Consider the following 14,231-nt stretch of genomic DNA (forward strand, 5'->3'; position numbering starts at 1 on the left):
GCCTTATCATTTACCTATAGCGATATAACAATTTTTTGCGATAGTCACTGAAAAATCTTTGATAATGAGATATGTTTCTTCGAAAAATATTATGCACCAAAAATGGTTCGCGATAATTAGAACCGTAGTTTCCAGGATAATTATATGAATTCCTTAGATAATGTTCGTATAGCTAGAGTATCAACTATTCCTTTTTTCGTGTATACACAATTGCGTACACAATTGGAGGCTTTAGCTGACTCTGGAGCGTTAGTATCTATCATTACTAGTGATGACGAACTAAGTAAAAAAATCAAAACTATCCAGGGATGTACTTTTAAGTTTTTATTTATAGCACGTAAAATTAATCCTTTCTCAGATTTAATTGCACTAATTAAACTCTGGCGTATTTTTCGTAAAGAAAAATATCAAATTGTTCATTCAACCACACCTAAAGCGGGGTTATTGTGTGCCATTGCTGCTAAATTGGCCGGGGTGCCAATCTGTATTCACACTTTTACGGGTCAGCCTTGGGTGACAATGACAGGTATTAAAAGGTTTTTAGTAAAATGGAGTGATAAATTAATCGCCAAGCTTGATACCTATTGTTATGCTGACAGTCGTAGTCAATGCGATTTTTTAATAAAAAATAAAATTATCGCGCCTAATAAGCTCAATGTTATTGGCAATGGTTCTTTAGCCGGGGTTGACATCAATCGCTTTTCTCACGACAATTTTTCTGATGAAGATAAAATAAAGCTAAAAGCCCAATATGATATTGAGCCCTCGGCTAAAATCTTGCTTTTTGTAGGAAGGGTGACTCGCGAAAAAGGAATTTTTGAGTTAATTGAGGCTATCCAAAACCTCATAAATAAAGGACAAAATATTGTTTTAATTGTTTTGGGCCCCTTTGAACAACATAATGAACAAGATGTGCGCTCCTATGCAGAAAAAATGTGCGGTAAGCGGGTTGTTTTCGCAGGATTCCACCAAGAGCCAGAGCGCTTTATGTTTGCCAGTGATTTATTGTGTTTGCCAAGCTACCGCGAGGGGTTTGGCACCGTAGTGATAGAGGCAGCTGCGATGGGCCTACCGGTTATAGGTACCAATATTTATGGTTTGAAGGATGCAATCATAGACGGTGAAACAGGGCTATTAGTTGAGCCCAAAAATAGTGAGCAATTAACCCAAGTTTTAGATCAATTATTATCGGACGATTCCTTGCGACGCATTATGGGAAATAAAGCGAGAGAGCGAGCGCGCATTAATTTTGATAGTAAGCAGTGTAATGAACTTCTAATTAAAGAATATGAGCACTTATTAAATCAAATATAACGGTATGGATTATGCAAAAAATTTTAGTAACGGGCGCTACTGGCTTTGTTGGTCGTAGCTTGGTTCCAGCTCTTCAAACAGCTGGTTATGATGTGGTATGCGCAGTCTCAAAACCAGTCGATTGGATTAATGCACGGCAAGTGGTGATTAATCGCTTAGAGCTCATGGACGATTGGAGCTCTATACTTCCTGGCATCGATGTTATTATTCATCTTGCGGCTAAAGTACATGTCATGCAGGGTAATGTCCCTCTGGATGAGTTTTGCAAGGTGAACAGTATTGCTACTAAAAAATTAGCCGAACAAGCCGCGCAGCATGGTGTAAGACGTTTCATTTTTTTAAGTTCAATCAAAGTAAATGGTGAGTTCACTCTTGAAGGTGCTCCTTTTACCGAAGAAAATTGCCAAAATCTTGAAGATCCATATGGGCAAAGTAAATTATTAGCGGAACAAAACCTTTTAGAACTGTCTCAACAATCGAGCATGGATGTCGTTATCCTTCGCCCTTCTTTAATTTTTGGGCCGGGTGTAAAGGCTAATTTTTTAAAAATGATGCAGTTGGTGAATAAAGGCTTGCCTTTGCCCTTTGGCGGGATTAGAAATAAACGTAATTTTGTATTTATTGAAAACTTAATTTCAGCTATTGAGGCAGTAATTAATGAACCTAAAGCGGCTAATCAAGTCTATTTAATAGCTGATAATGAGGCCTGGTCCTTATCGGAATTATTAAGTTTTATTGCACAAACAATGAATAAAAAATCCCGCCTTATTACGGTGCCTGGACTTTTGAGATTATTCAAATTATTTGGATTGACTGCGTTAAGTACCCGTTTATTTGGTTCATTAGAAGTAAATAATGGTAAAATAAAAAAACAAATTGGATGGTTGCCTCCTGTTACTTCAGCTGAGGGTTTAGTTAAGACGATTAAGTGGTATCAAGATGAACATAATACCTAGTATTTTTTTAGTGGGTTTATCGTTATTAACGACTAAAATTTTTTGCTCTTTAGCAAAAAATACTAAATTAATGGATAAACCTAATGAACGGTCTTTGCACCATGTTCCTAAGGTAAGGGGAGGTGGGCTAATTTTTATTAGTCTGTTTTTATGCGCACTACCGTGGCTGGGATCTATTTATCAAGTCTCTTTAATCGAGCAATCCGTTTTGTTTATTTCTGTTTTTCTCATTGCCTTAATTAGTTTTTGTGATGATTTATACAACTTATCAGCCAAACCCCGCTTTGCTGTACAATGTTTGATTGCAGGGTTAATTTCGCTTACAGCCAAACCCGAAAGCCTTAATTTTGTTTTATTTTCTATTTCTAATCCCTATTTAATTATCGGATTGACTTTTTTTATTACTTTATGGGCAATTAATCATTTTAACTTTATGGATGGTTTAGATGGCTTTTGTGGCTCGCAAGCTTTATTTTTATTTTTTGCTTATTCCTTACTGTTTGGTATGGTAGGGGCACTATTTTATCATGATCTTTGTTTAATTTTGATTTTTGGTTTGATAGGTTTCTTGGTATTTAACTTCCCTCCAGCCAAACTCTTTATGGGGGATGTCGGTAGTGCCACGTTAGGTTTTATTTCATTTTATATCGCACTAATCGCTCAACAAAAATACGCTATACCTCTGTTGTATTGGTTTATTTTGAATGCTCTTTTCCTTTTTGATGCAACGCTTACTTTATTGCGACGAATTCAAAAAAAAGAAAAATGGTTTGCTGCCCATAGAAAACATGCTTATCAACGATTGAAACAATATGGTTTAAGTACGCGCTTAATTTTATTAGGGCAATTACTGATTAATCTTTCTTTCTTGATGGGAGTTTTTTTAATTAAGAACAAAAGCCTACCACCGTATTGGGTACTTCCTATTTTGTTCCTGGTCTTAATCATTAGCTACTTAATCATTGAAAAATTATATCCGATGTTTCGTGCTGAGTAGCCTTAAGGCAATTAGTTGTTGGCAAAGATGAGATCCTGCTAAGAATTCCATCTTTGCCTAAAAAGAAAGAGGCTCACAGGCCATGTAAATCAGTCTTTGCGAGCGAGCAATATCACGTTGCAATTGCGCAAAAACCACAAGAAGGACCTATTCCGTGAGCGTTTACCAATAAGGTCTAACAGGGATTCCATTGTTTAGTGCGAGGATCATACCATTTCTTTTGGCCTGGATCGCATTTGGTTCCAAGTCCAGTAGTTCCGTTATCTACGCATTGCTTAGGATTATCTGGGTTAGGGTGTTGGCCGACAGGACAACCATCTCTAGCTTGCGAGACCGCAGAAAAACAAATTAGTGACGATAGAACTAAAGTGGTTTGTACTATTTTAATACTTGATTTCAAGTACTTAGTCATAAAATTCTCCTTAATATGTTGACAGTACGCACTAATTATAGCATAGATGTATTTTTTAATTTCTAATAGAGAAATTTTCTTCATTTAAAGTGGTCGGTGAGAGTACAATTTAGCTTTTCATAAATTCAGAACCTTTTCCTAGTTTTTTTGTTTTAAATAAAGTAAACTGCTGAGTTTTACTGTGGAAAATCAAATTTTTTATCAAAAAAGTTGAATATATAGTTTGCTTAATACTCTCTTAAGATTCTATGTGTACAATAGATTTCGAACGGTAATGTTCTTGTTTTATTCAATTTGTAGTTATAGAGAACACCATGGAAGTTCTGTGGGAATTAGGTAGCTACGTAGTTAGGGAGATTTAGTCATGCTAATTTTGACTCGACGTATAGGCGAAACATTAATCATTGGTGATGATGTTAATATTACGGTACTGGGTGTTAAGGGCAATCAAGTTCGTTTAGGAATTAATGCGCCCAAAGACGTTTCTGTACACCGCGAAGAAATTTATTTACGTATTCAACAAGAAAAAGAATCTGATGATTCAACTGTTGAAACAGTATAAACGATTTTCTCGCAGCTCATCCAGTTCCGGGTACTTAATCCTATCCGGGACGAATCCCCCTTAAGAAGCCTTTAAACTAGTATCACCAGAAGAAAACAAATGGACCTTACCTTCATCATCTTGAAGAATAAGTTGGCCGCTAGAATTAATTCCGCATGCAACTCCAGTTATAGATTCTAACGCCTGACTGACTGTGATGCTCTTTCCTACTAAATAGTCATAGCGCTGCCATTCCTCCATAAAAAATTGCAGATCATGAGCAAGAAACTGAGTTAGATAGCGATTTAAAGTAGTGATAAGATGAGCAATAATTTCATTGCGATTATAAAAATGGGCTGACAACTCATATAAAGAACACCAGGGTTTGTCAGGTAAGGGATGGTGTTCAGTATCAGAGTTGACATTTAAGCCAATACCAATGACCACCTGAGCGATAGCATTAGATTCTGCAATAATTTCAATAAGGCTGCCGCAAAGTTTTTTATCCCTCCATAAAATATCATTGGGCCATTTTATTTTTATCTCTGGGGTTTCAATGAATTGGTCTAAGGTTTTTACCACAGCAAGGCTAGTAATAAGGCTTAAACCAGAAAGCTTAGCCAGATTGCATTCTAGCTTCCAGCGACTTGAGCAATAGATATTTTCTCCAAAAGGAGAATGCCACGTTCTGCCAAAACGACCGCGACCTTGAGTTTGTTGTTCTGCACAACAAACCTCCAAATACTCACTTATGGGTAAATCTTTTAAATAACTGTTGGTTGAATCAATTGAATTAAATAAATGTAGCCGTACCGGAAGTCCCGCTAACTGTTTAACTATTAGCTCTTCATCAAGAAGAATTAAACTTTGCTTTAGCTGATAACCTTGTTGGGGGATACTTAAAATTGGAATAGCCCATTCATTAAGTTGTTTTATTTGTTTCCATACCGCCGAGCGTGAAATACTCAATGCTTGCCCTAACTCTGTGCCACTATGGCACAAACCATCACTTAAAATAGTGAGAATGGCATATTGGGTTGAATTAAGCTTTAACATCATTAAAATATCAGACAAGCACTTTGTTGTAATTTAATCACACCGTGTCTGATTTCTCTAACAGTTGGATGATGGCATAAAGCGCCACTGCAGGCGACTTTTGGCATGAAAGAGCGTAGGTGCCAGGTAGTGTTGTTTAACTTATCTTCTACTAATTGTTTGGTGGGGAAGGTGGTTGGGACGGTGAAGTCTTTAGTAGGATAGGATAGCCCTAAACCACAGGCTTTAATAAAGGCTTCTTTTTGTGCCCATACATGGAAAAATAAAGCTGCCTTCAATGAGATAGGCGCTTTTTTTAAATCTTCTAATTCTTTATCCGAAAATAAGTGTTGAGCAATACCTTCATAGGGCCTGGCAGAATAACGCTCAATATCAACGCCTAGAGGGAAATTTTTGCCAACAGCCAGTAAAGCAGTATCTTCTGTATGGCTGAGATTGAATTGTAATTTTTGTGAATTAATAACAGCAGGTTTTCCCTGGGCATTATAGGTAAACTCTAGTTGCTCAGGTGATACATTAAGATAACGGGCTAATATAATGCGAACCGCAGCCCGGCTGGTGGCAAACCGACGCCGGTGTTTGTCAAAATAAAACCGGTTAGCGCGTGCCTTTTCTTCTGAGTTTAATAATTGATCGGCAGCATGCAACTCTTCTTCTAAAGAAAATTGCCATAGATCAATGCGTGACTCATTGAGCACGCAATGTTCGCTATTTAGCGGTGTGAATCCAGTAATTATCATATATTGGTTTTAAACTAGCGTCTATTAACGGTTAAGAGTATCATATACTCTGATCTTTAATTCAATACAGAGTAACGAATGAGCCGACAATTTTTAGATTTTGAACAACCTATCGAAGAGTTAAAGCAAAAAATTGAAGCATTACGTATGGTAGGTAGTGATAATACTGTTAATTTAAGCGAAGAAATCGCAAGGCTTGAGGCAAAATGTGAAGAATTAACGGAAACTATTTTTTCCAATTTAGAGCCTTGGCAAATCGCCCAGATGTCACGTCATCCTTTACGACCTCAAACTACCGATTATATTGAACGTATATTTACTGATTTTCAAGAGCTACATGGTGATCGTAGCTATTCTGCAGCACCAGCTATAATCGGAGGTATGGCTCGTCTAGATGGTCAACCTGTCATGATTTTAGGACATCAGAAAGGTAAGCGCACCAAAGAAAAAGTCTATCGTAATTTTGGTATGGCACGGCCTGAGGAGTACCGTAAAGCCTTACGTTTAATGAAAATGGCCGAAAAATTTAATTTACCTATCATAACCTTTATTGATACGGCCGGAGCCTATCCTGGAATTGGTGCTGAAGAGCGTAATCAATCTGAGGCAATAGCGCGTAATTTATTTGCAATGTCTCGTTTTAAAACCCCCATTATTTGCATTGTCACTGGTGAGGCGGGTTCTGGCGGGGCTTTGGCTATTGGGGTTGGGGATAGTATTTTGATGCTGCAATTTGGTATCTACTCGGTAATTTCTCCAGAAGGCTGTGCGTCAATTTTGTGGAAGGACGCAACAAAAGCCAGTGAGGCTGCGCGAGCCATGGGAATTACTGCGGATCGAATTTTAGAAAATAAAATAGTGGATAAAGTTATTCCTGAGCCTTTAGGTGGGGCACACCGTAATGTAGATGAAATGGCGCAAGAAGTGAAGAAACTGCTGCTTTCTGAATTAAATGCATTAAAACAAATCCCTCTTGATGAGTTAATTGAGAAGCGATATAAAAAATTTATGGCTATGGGGGCTTGTGACTAAACCAGTATTTATAAAATCCACCTTCTCAGCTCTACAGGAAGAGGGGGTGGATGCTATCCATTTACTTTCTACACAATGGCTTGAGCGCCTAGTTGAGTTTGAGCAATTAATAGTTGCTTTTAGTGGTGGCTTAGATTCTACGGTTCTTTTATCTTGTCTTGCTTCCTACCCTTTTTTACATTCACGTTTGTTAGCTATTCATATTAATCATGGAATTAGTCCTAATGCTTTGGCTTGGCAAAAACATTGTGAAGCTTTCTGTTCGCGTTTAAATGTATCTTTTCTTACTGAGTCAATTAAATTTAATCGCTCCTCCAATATTGAGGAAGAGGCAAGAACAGCTCGTTATGCCGCTTTTGCGCGGATATTAAATCAAAAATCCTGTTTGCTGCTCGGCCATCATATGGATGATCAAGCCGAAACCGTCTTGCTGCAACTTTTTCGGGGAACTGGAATTGATGGCCTAGCAGGAATCCCTGCGTATGAGAATTTTGCAAGCGGTACTATGGCCCGACCCTTGTTGCAACATACCCGAGAGCAATTACATCACTATGCGCAAGTGGCGCAGCTAACCTGGGTCGATGATGAAAGTAATCAAGACTCTCGATTTTCACGTAATTATTTACGCAATCAAATTATGCCTTTGTTACGAGAAAAATGGCCTGGGGTTGTAGGAAATATCAACCGAACTGCAGTACACTGTCAGCAAGGGAAAAAGAATTTGTATCAACTGGCCTTGATTGATTGTCAGGAGCTTGAGCATCCTGGTAAATCCTTGTTAATTGAACCTTTAAAGCATTTAGGCGAGGCGCGGATTATTAATGTACTGCGAGTTTGGTTGAAAAAAAATAAAATCAAATTGCCAACCACTGCAGTTATGAGCCGTATAGTGCATGAATTATTGGAGGCAAGTGTTGATGCAACTCCTTTAGTGGCTTGGAATGATACCTGTATTCGTCGTTATCAGGAGCGTATTTATCTGGATAATAAAAGGCTGCATCCCTTACCTGAATGCATAGAATGGTCAGCTTTTCCTCAATCTTTAGCGCTTAATGATGAGAGTATTTTATTTGCCAAGGCCGCTAAGGAAGGGTTAATTATTCCTCCTAAAGCAAAAATAACTATTCGCTTTCGCCAAGGTGGAGAAACTATTGTCCTCCATCAGCAAACCAAGAAATTAAAAAAATTATTCCAAGAATGGCAGGTTCCAGTTTGGCATAGAGATCGAATACCTTTGCTTTATATTAATGAGCAGCTAGCAGCGGTAGTTGGTTATGTGGTTAGTGATTCTTTCTTTAGCAGTACGGAACCTGCCTGGATTATTAACTTTTAATCAACATTATTTAATTAAAACCTATCTTTATTGAAAATTGATTAAACTATAAACTTATTTTAGTGCAACTTAGGCAGATTTGAAGCAAGAGCTTTAAATCGACAGTTGCGGTGAATAATTGACTTATAGAGAAGAAAATCATGTTAGCTTTATCGACCATTTGGCTATTAAATTATTTAGCCCTAGCCTCTTTTTCTGCAGTTATTGTTACTCCTTCATTACCAGCGATTGAGCAGTTTTACTCTTTATCCCAAGGACAAGTTGAATGGCTTGTTTCAATTTTTTTATTAGGTTATGTGATTGGGCAATTGCTTTATGGGCCTTTGGCAAATCGATTCGGACGGCTCTTTGCATTGCGTTTTGGATTAGTTATAAATTTAGTCGGCATTTTAATTTGTTTCACCGCATTGGATGGAAATTATTATTTATTACTTCTTGGGCGCTTAGTGACTGCATTAGGCTCAGCCAGTGGTTTAGCATGTACTTTTATGTTAATCAATGAATGGCTTCCTGAAGCGGAAAGAAAAAGAGCCTTGGCCAGTAGTATCCTCTTCTTTACCTTAGGTATTGGTTTAGCCGTGGTGCTCGGGGGAATAATGACTGAGTATTATGACTGGAGTTATTGTTTTATTATTTTGTTACTGCACGGTGTAGTGATGATTTTGGGAACTTTGACGTTTAAAGAAACCTTAATTCGGCGGCAAGCATTAAATATAAGAACGATTATTCATAATTATCAGCAGGTTTTAGCCTGCAAAGAATTAGTCATTTATTCTTTAGTGGTAGGTCTATGCTCAGCTATTTCCTACTGCTTTTCTGCTGCAGGCCCATCAATTACTAAGCAATTTTTTAATCTTTCTCCCCTAAGTTATGGCTATTGGAATGGACTCAACATGATAGGCATGTTAATTGGTGGTCTTATAGCAAAATATTTATTACAACACTATAAAGCTCAACAACTAGTGATGTGGGGATTAGTCGGCACTGCTATGGGGCTTGTTAGTTTAGCGATGCTGTTTTATTCCAGTGAAGGGTCAGTTTTATGGTTTTTTCTAAGTGTAATGAGTCTATATTTATTCAGTGGTTTTTTATTTTCTGGAGGCTCTTATTTGGCTCTTATTTCAATTCAAGATAAAGCAAGCGGTTCTGCGATGATGAGTTTTCTTAATATGCTAACTGCAGTTTTAGCCGTAATTTTTTTAGGTTATCTCAGCACCAACTCCTTTTTAGCATTTCTTTTGGTTTTAGGAGGTTTATGGTTTTTAACCCTGATCCTCAGCATGTTTTTTACCTCTTCGCAAATTTTAGAACACTCAAATCCTTGTCCTTAAAACTGCTTACTCTCTTGCTCATTTTATTGAATCCCCGTCTTCGCGGGGATTTTATTCTTGCAGGAGTACCGGGCACCACTAGCAGGGCATTATTTTGCTTAACATTCGGGTAAGTTAACAGCTAATCCGCCCATTGAGGTTTCTTTGTAAATACTTTGCATGTCCATCCCGGTTTGTTTCATTGTTTTAATGACTTTATCAAGAGAGATGTGATGTTGACCATCACCAATCAAGGCCATACGTGTGGCATTGACCGCTTTTACCGAGCCCATTGCATTACGTTCAATACAAGGAATTTGTACTAGACCTAATACTGGATCGCAGGTCATTCCTAAATGATGCTCCATAGCTATTTCTGCCGCGTTTTCTACCTGATCAATAGTCCCACCTAAAACTGCAGTAAGGCCTGCCGCCGCCATGGACGAGGCAACTCCTACTTCTCCTTGACAACCCACTTCTGCACCCGATATAGAAGCGCCTTTTTTGTAAAGGATACCTATAGCTGCTGCGGTGAGAAAATAGGTATAAATATCTTCATCACTCATCCGATCATGGGCCTGTTGACAATATTTTAATACCGCTGGAATAATCCCAGCTGCACCATTGGTTGGTGCCGTAACGATTCGGCCACCGGCAGCATTTTCTTCATTGACGGCCATAGCATAAAGATTTAAATGATTCATTATATCTGATTGTTCAAAAACACTTTTAATCCCTTTTTGCTCAATCAATTTTTTATATAAGTCAGGAGCCCTTCTTTTTAGATTTAAGCCACCTGGCAAGATACCCTCATGCTTACAACCATTAGTTATACAATCATCCATTACTTTAGCAATTGCTAAAATGCCTTGATTGATCTCCCCAAGACTCCGCCATGTTTTTTCATTTTCTAACATTAACTCGGCAATAGTTAGTTGATTTTCTCTGCATAGCTTTAAAAGCTGCTCAGCCGTTGTAAAGGGGTAGGGAGGCGGATTACTGTCTTCTTCGGTGTGGTGAAACTCTTCTTCGGTAGTAATAAAACCGCCACCGATTGAATAATATACCTGGCTTAATAAGAGAGCATTTGTATTATCAAAGGCAGAAAAGCGCATGCCATTAGTATGGAGAGGTAAAAGTTCTTTTTGTAAAAAAAGAAAATCTGTCTTCTCATCAAAATGAATTTCTTTATGACCTGCTAGATTCAGACGTTGGGTGCTTAAAATTTCTTTCATCCGAGGAACCATGCGTTCTGGGACGACCGTTTCAGGCGATTGATTTTCCAAACCATTTAAAATGGCCTTATCGGTTCCATGCCCCTTTCCTGTTAAGGCCAATGAACCGTATAATTCAATTTTTACGCGTTGCGTTTTAGCCAGTAATTGATGGTGCTCTAATAATTGGAGAAAGGCATTCGCTGCTAGCATGGGGCCTACTGTATGGGAGCTTGAAGGACCTATCCCGATGGAAAATAAATCAAATACACTAATGTTCATATTGTACGTCTTCAGGTTTTAATACACGCAAGTTTAGAAGTATATCGAGAATTTGTCTATTTATAATTAAATCTCAGCTTATACTGGTAATTTTAGTTAAATTTAGGCAGAATGAGTGGGCATTTTTACAATAAGAAAGACAAAAGGGGATTGTTTATGAAGATCAAATTGGTCGCTGCTGCCGTTATGGGGCTGATGATGACTACTGCAATGGCTGCAACCGATGCTACATCATTATCTACAGACACTGATAAGTTGTCCTATAGTATTGGTGCTGATTTAGGGAAAAACTTCAAAACTCAAGGTATTGATATCAATCCAGCTGCATTAGCTAAAGGGATGCAAGATGGTATGGGAACTGGTCCATTAGCTCTAACTGAGCAACAAATGAAAGATGTTCTCAACAAATTCCAAAAAGATTTAATGGCTAAACGTACAGCTGATTTTAATAAAAAAGCAGATGAAAACAAAACTAAAGGCGAAGCCTTTTTAGCTGCCAACAAATCAAAACCAGGTGTTGTGGTTTTACCAAGTGGTTTACAATATAAAATTATTGAAAATGGCACCGGTACTAAACCAGGCAAAGACGATACGGTGACTGTTGAATATACAGGTACTTTAACGAACGGAACTGTATTTGATAGTACAGATAAAGCGGGCAAACCTGCTACATTCCAAGTCTCGCAAGTAATTCCTGGTTGGACTGAAGCATTACAATTAATGCCTGCTGGCTCTACCTGGGAAGTTTATGTTCCATCTAATTTAGCTTATGGCCCACGAAGTGTAGGTGGTCCTATTGGTCCAAATGAAGCTTTAATATTTAAAATTCATTTGATTTCCGTTAAAAAATCTGCCTAATCCCGTAAAAAATCACTCTGACTACTAGTTGGAGTGATTTTTGTTTATTAGTTGTAAAAGGTCACTCGCAATGTCAAAATTTTGGAATGTTATTCTGTCCTATAAAATAAACCCAATAAGTTGTTTCTTTGCCTAGTGAACAATAACAATGAATAAACGCCTTTTTATTGTTTTAATTTTAGGTTTTTCATCTGGCCTCCCCATGGCTTTACTAAGCAGTACTTTGCAAGCATGGTTTGCTTCAAGTGGTCTGTCAGTTTTAGCGACTGGTGCTTTAAGTTTGATTGGCCTTCCTTATACCTATCGTATGTTTTGGGGACCAATCCTCGATCGTTACCCCTTATTAAAATTAGGTAAGCGACGTAGCTGGATTTTAGTAATGCAGATTTTGTTGCTCCTTGGTTTTAATGTTATGGCCTGGTTTACTCCGGACGAATATCCTCGTTTACTTGCATTTATAGCTTTATCCCTAGCTTGTTTTTCTGCAACTCAAGATGTTGCGATAGATGCCCATCGTGTGGAGTATTTGCCTATTCCAGAACATGCTCTAGGGGCTTCATTAGCGGTATTTGGCTATCGTTTTGCCTTGTTGTTTTCTGGTGGTATCGCTTTAATTATGGCCGAGCATTGGGGTTGGGCTTTCACCTATCGCTTGATGGGATTAAGCATGGCTATCGGTATGATCGCCGTCTTTTTCAGTAATGAACCCGAAGTCGCCCTCAAAGAACCGAGCTCTAGTGGTTTTTTATTCCTTGCTCCAATAAAAGAGCTTTTGTCTCGTCCAGGTATTATCTCCTTGTTTATGTTTATTTTTTGTTACAAATTAGGTGAGGCTTTTACTACTACTACCAGTGGGATTGTCATGCCTTTTTTAATTCAAGGTTTGGATTTTTCTTTGGAAACTATTGGTTATGTTAATAAGATTTTAGGAATTACATCCGTACTTATAGGCGGTTTAACCGCAGGTCTTATTCTCACCCGTTGCTCATTATACTACTCCTTATGGTTCTTTGGCTTATTGCAAGCCTTTACCAATGTATTGTTTGTTATCTTAGCAATGGTCGGTAAAAACACGACCTTATTGGCCGTTGCAGTGTTTTCGGATAATTTTGCAGCGGGTATGGGCTCAACTGCTTTAGTAGCTTTATTTATGCGCCTGGTCAATAAACAATTCACCGGCACTCAATTTTCAATTTTAGTAGCCATATCGACCATTCCACGCATAATTTCAGGCCCCATTGCGGCTGGTATCGAAATGCATATTGGTTGGACGGCTTTGTATGAATTGTCTGTGGTCTGTGCTTTACTTTTTATACCTTTTTTAATGTTGATTAAACAACAAACCAATAACAGTGGGAAACAATTTTTAGCCAAAGAGGGCTTAAATACTCTAAGCCATTGATAATTATTAAGCTATTGGCTATTAAAAAATAATACCCAATAGCGGCTCTTTATAAATTTTATTAAATTAGGATAAGGACGCTTGCTCTTTATTTTCTGAATCTGATAAATCAAGCTCATCAATACTGGTAAGACTTGGGGTAAAAAATGTTTGATCCGATTTTTTCATATATAAGGACATTTGCTCAGGAGTAATGAGAATAGGGCCGTGGGTTTTGGGTTGCTCAGCCGAATTTTTTACAGGTGTATTAGGTGGGGTTTTGGATTGAGAGCTAGATGATTCTAAATCGCTAGTAAGGATTTTAATTGTTTCTTTTTTTTCTTGCATTTTTATACTACTCCTTGTAATAAAACTTATGTAATAGCATGAACTATATAGAGAATCAAATAGTGAGGGAAAAACTAAGGGTTCAATTTTCACTATAGGTGTGCTGCTCTTGTTTTGAACAAATAAGAAATAAGCATTACACTTAATCTTATATACTACTTTATTTTTGCGATAAAGAAGTCTTATGGATAATTCAATAGCTTATTCTAGTGAGTATATTTTATTCAAATATGCTTACAAAGTTAAAAAATTTTTAGGCGGTAATTTCTCCTTTTTAGTTATTTTGCTGCTGATCTTATCCTTTGCAATTTCTTTATCCTTATTTACTATTAATAGCTCATGTTACGCACGGTCAATTTTAAGCTGCCATATTTTTAAGCTCCTGCCAAGCAATCTGGTTCGCTCTAAGAATCAATTTGTACTTAATAGCAAAGTGATTTAAATGAGTTTTTATCTT

The 14,231-nt window shown here is 37.6% G+C and carries 15 protein-coding genes; 10 read left to right on the forward strand and 5 right to left on the reverse strand.

Annotation, left to right across the window (positions count from 1 at the left end; translation table 11 throughout):
- Positions 1-144 precede the first annotated feature (144 nt).
- Genes ELY15_RS04160 through ELY15_RS04170 form a run of 3 tightly spaced genes read left to right on the forward strand, consistent with a single transcriptional unit; the run spans position 145 to position 3,267 of the window.
- A complete protein-coding gene (locus ELY15_RS04160) occupies positions 145-1,314 on the forward strand; it encodes a glycosyltransferase family 4 protein (protein ID WP_127098395.1) in 1,170 nt (389 codons plus the stop codon).
- 11 nt (positions 1,315-1,325) lie between these two features.
- A complete protein-coding gene (locus ELY15_RS04165; RefSeq protein ID WP_127098396.1) occupies positions 1,326-2,270 on the forward strand; it encodes an NAD-dependent epimerase/dehydratase family protein in 945 nt (314 codons plus the stop codon).
- On the forward strand, positions 2,254-3,267 hold the full coding sequence (locus ELY15_RS04170; protein WP_199744159.1) for a glycosyltransferase family 4 protein: 1,014 nt from the start codon (positions 2,254-2,256) through the stop codon (positions 3,265-3,267). Before ELY15_RS04165 ends, ELY15_RS04170 begins: the two co-directional genes overlap by 17 nt.
- 175 nt (positions 3,268-3,442) lie before the next feature.
- Here the strand turns inward: ELY15_RS04170 and ELY15_RS04175 are convergent, their stop codons facing one another.
- A complete protein-coding gene (locus tag ELY15_RS04175) occupies positions 3,443-3,679 on the reverse strand; it encodes a hypothetical protein (protein WP_127098397.1) in 237 nt (78 codons plus the stop codon).
- 364 nt (positions 3,680-4,043) lie between these two features.
- Between ELY15_RS04175 and csrA the strand changes: the two genes are divergently transcribed.
- Positions 4,044-4,241: a carbon storage regulator CsrA gene (gene csrA, locus ELY15_RS04180; RefSeq protein WP_127098398.1), complete on the forward strand. Its 198-nt coding sequence runs from the start codon at positions 4,044-4,046 to the stop codon at positions 4,239-4,241.
- Positions 4,242-4,301: 60 nt separating this feature from the next.
- Here csrA and ELY15_RS04185 read toward each other — a convergent pair whose 3' ends face one another.
- Positions 4,302-5,276: a biotin--[acetyl-CoA-carboxylase] ligase gene (locus tag ELY15_RS04185; protein ID WP_127098399.1), complete on the reverse strand. Its 975-nt coding sequence runs from the start codon at positions 5,274-5,276 to the stop codon at positions 4,302-4,304.
- Between the two features lie 2 nt (positions 5,277-5,278).
- Positions 5,279-6,016 (reverse strand): 4'-phosphopantetheinyl transferase superfamily protein, encoded by a 738-nt coding sequence (locus ELY15_RS04190; RefSeq protein WP_127098400.1) that lies wholly within the window; start codon positions 6,014-6,016, stop codon positions 5,279-5,281.
- Between the two features lie 78 nt (positions 6,017-6,094).
- Between ELY15_RS04190 and ELY15_RS04195 the strand changes: the two genes are divergently transcribed.
- From ELY15_RS04195 to ELY15_RS04205, 3 genes are all read left to right on the forward strand, one after another.
- A complete protein-coding gene (locus tag ELY15_RS04195) occupies positions 6,095-7,048 on the forward strand; it encodes an acetyl-CoA carboxylase carboxyltransferase subunit alpha (protein ID WP_127098401.1) in 954 nt (317 codons plus the stop codon).
- Between the two features lie 10 nt (positions 7,049-7,058).
- A complete protein-coding gene (gene tilS, locus ELY15_RS04200) occupies positions 7,059-8,381 on the forward strand; it encodes a tRNA lysidine(34) synthetase TilS (protein ID WP_370449381.1) in 1,323 nt (440 codons plus the stop codon).
- Positions 8,382-8,521: 140 nt separating this feature from the next.
- On the forward strand, positions 8,522-9,712 hold the full coding sequence (locus ELY15_RS04205; protein ID WP_127098402.1) for an MFS transporter: 1,191 nt from the start codon (positions 8,522-8,524) through the stop codon (positions 9,710-9,712).
- Between the two features lie 98 nt (positions 9,713-9,810).
- On the opposite strand, the gene ELY15_RS04210 is transcribed toward ELY15_RS04205, so the two are convergent.
- Complete coding sequence (locus ELY15_RS04210) at positions 9,811-11,187, reverse strand: L-serine ammonia-lyase (RefSeq protein ID WP_127098403.1); 1,377 nt, start codon at positions 11,185-11,187, stop codon at positions 9,811-9,813.
- A gap of 156 nt (positions 11,188-11,343) precedes the next feature.
- Between ELY15_RS04210 and ELY15_RS04215 the strand changes: the two genes are divergently transcribed.
- Together ELY15_RS04215 and ELY15_RS04220 are read left to right on the forward strand one after the other, a co-directional pair.
- Positions 11,344-12,045, forward strand: coding sequence for an FKBP-type peptidyl-prolyl cis-trans isomerase (locus ELY15_RS04215; RefSeq protein ID WP_199744160.1), 702 nt, complete (start codon positions 11,344-11,346; stop codon positions 12,043-12,045).
- Positions 12,046-12,193: 148 nt separating this feature from the next.
- On the forward strand, positions 12,194-13,447 hold the full coding sequence (locus ELY15_RS04220; protein WP_127098404.1) for an MFS transporter: 1,254 nt from the start codon (positions 12,194-12,196) through the stop codon (positions 13,445-13,447).
- 66 nt (positions 13,448-13,513) lie between these two features.
- Here ELY15_RS04220 and ELY15_RS04225 read toward each other — a convergent pair whose 3' ends face one another.
- Complete coding sequence (locus ELY15_RS04225; protein ID WP_127098405.1) at positions 13,514-13,774, reverse strand: hypothetical protein; 261 nt, start codon at positions 13,772-13,774, stop codon at positions 13,514-13,516.
- A 184-nt stretch (positions 13,775-13,958) separates the two neighbouring features.
- On the opposite strand from ELY15_RS04225, the gene ELY15_RS16050 reads away from it, so the two are divergent.
- Complete coding sequence (locus ELY15_RS16050) at positions 13,959-14,216, forward strand: hypothetical protein (protein ID WP_158617411.1); 258 nt, start codon at positions 13,959-13,961, stop codon at positions 14,214-14,216.
- Positions 14,217-14,231: the final 15 nt, after the last annotated feature.

This window comes from Legionella sp. km772 (assembly GCF_003989735.1).
Taxonomy (GTDB): domain Bacteria; phylum Pseudomonadota; class Gammaproteobacteria; order Legionellales; family Legionellaceae; genus Legionella.

Coding starts and splice junctions, on each gene's coding strand:
- ELY15_RS04160 (WP_127098395.1), top strand. CDS start 145: ATGAATTCCTTAGATAATGTTCGTATAGCTAGAGTATCAACTATTCCT.
- ELY15_RS04165 (WP_127098396.1), top strand. CDS start 1,326: ATGCAAAAAATTTTAGTAACGGGCGCTACTGGCTTTGTTGGTCGTAGC.
- ELY15_RS04170 (WP_199744159.1), top strand. CDS start 2,254: ATGAACATAATACCTAGTATTTTTTTAGTGGGTTTATCGTTATTAACG.
- ELY15_RS04175 (WP_127098397.1), bottom strand. CDS start 3,679: ATGACTAAGTACTTGAAATCAAGTATTAAAATAGTACAAACCACTTTA.
- csrA (WP_127098398.1), top strand. CDS start 4,044: ATGCTAATTTTGACTCGACGTATAGGCGAAACATTAATCATTGGTGAT.
- ELY15_RS04185 (WP_127098399.1), bottom strand. CDS start 5,276: ATGTTAAAGCTTAATTCAACCCAATATGCCATTCTCACTATTTTAAGT.
- ELY15_RS04190 (WP_127098400.1), bottom strand. CDS start 6,016: ATGATAATTACTGGATTCACACCGCTAAATAGCGAACATTGCGTGCTC.
- ELY15_RS04195 (WP_127098401.1), top strand. CDS start 6,095: ATGAGCCGACAATTTTTAGATTTTGAACAACCTATCGAAGAGTTAAAG.
- ELY15_RS04205 (WP_127098402.1), top strand. CDS start 8,522: ATGTTAGCTTTATCGACCATTTGGCTATTAAATTATTTAGCCCTAGCC.
- ELY15_RS04210 (WP_127098403.1), bottom strand. CDS start 11,187: ATGAACATTAGTGTATTTGATTTATTTTCCATCGGGATAGGTCCTTCA.
- ELY15_RS04215 (WP_199744160.1), top strand. CDS start 11,344: ATGAAGATCAAATTGGTCGCTGCTGCCGTTATGGGGCTGATGATGACT.
- ELY15_RS04220 (WP_127098404.1), top strand. CDS start 12,194: ATGAATAAACGCCTTTTTATTGTTTTAATTTTAGGTTTTTCATCTGGC.
- ELY15_RS04225 (WP_127098405.1), bottom strand. CDS start 13,774: ATGCAAGAAAAAAAAGAAACAATTAAAATCCTTACTAGCGATTTAGAA.
- ELY15_RS16050 (WP_158617411.1), top strand. CDS start 13,959: ATGGATAATTCAATAGCTTATTCTAGTGAGTATATTTTATTCAAATAT.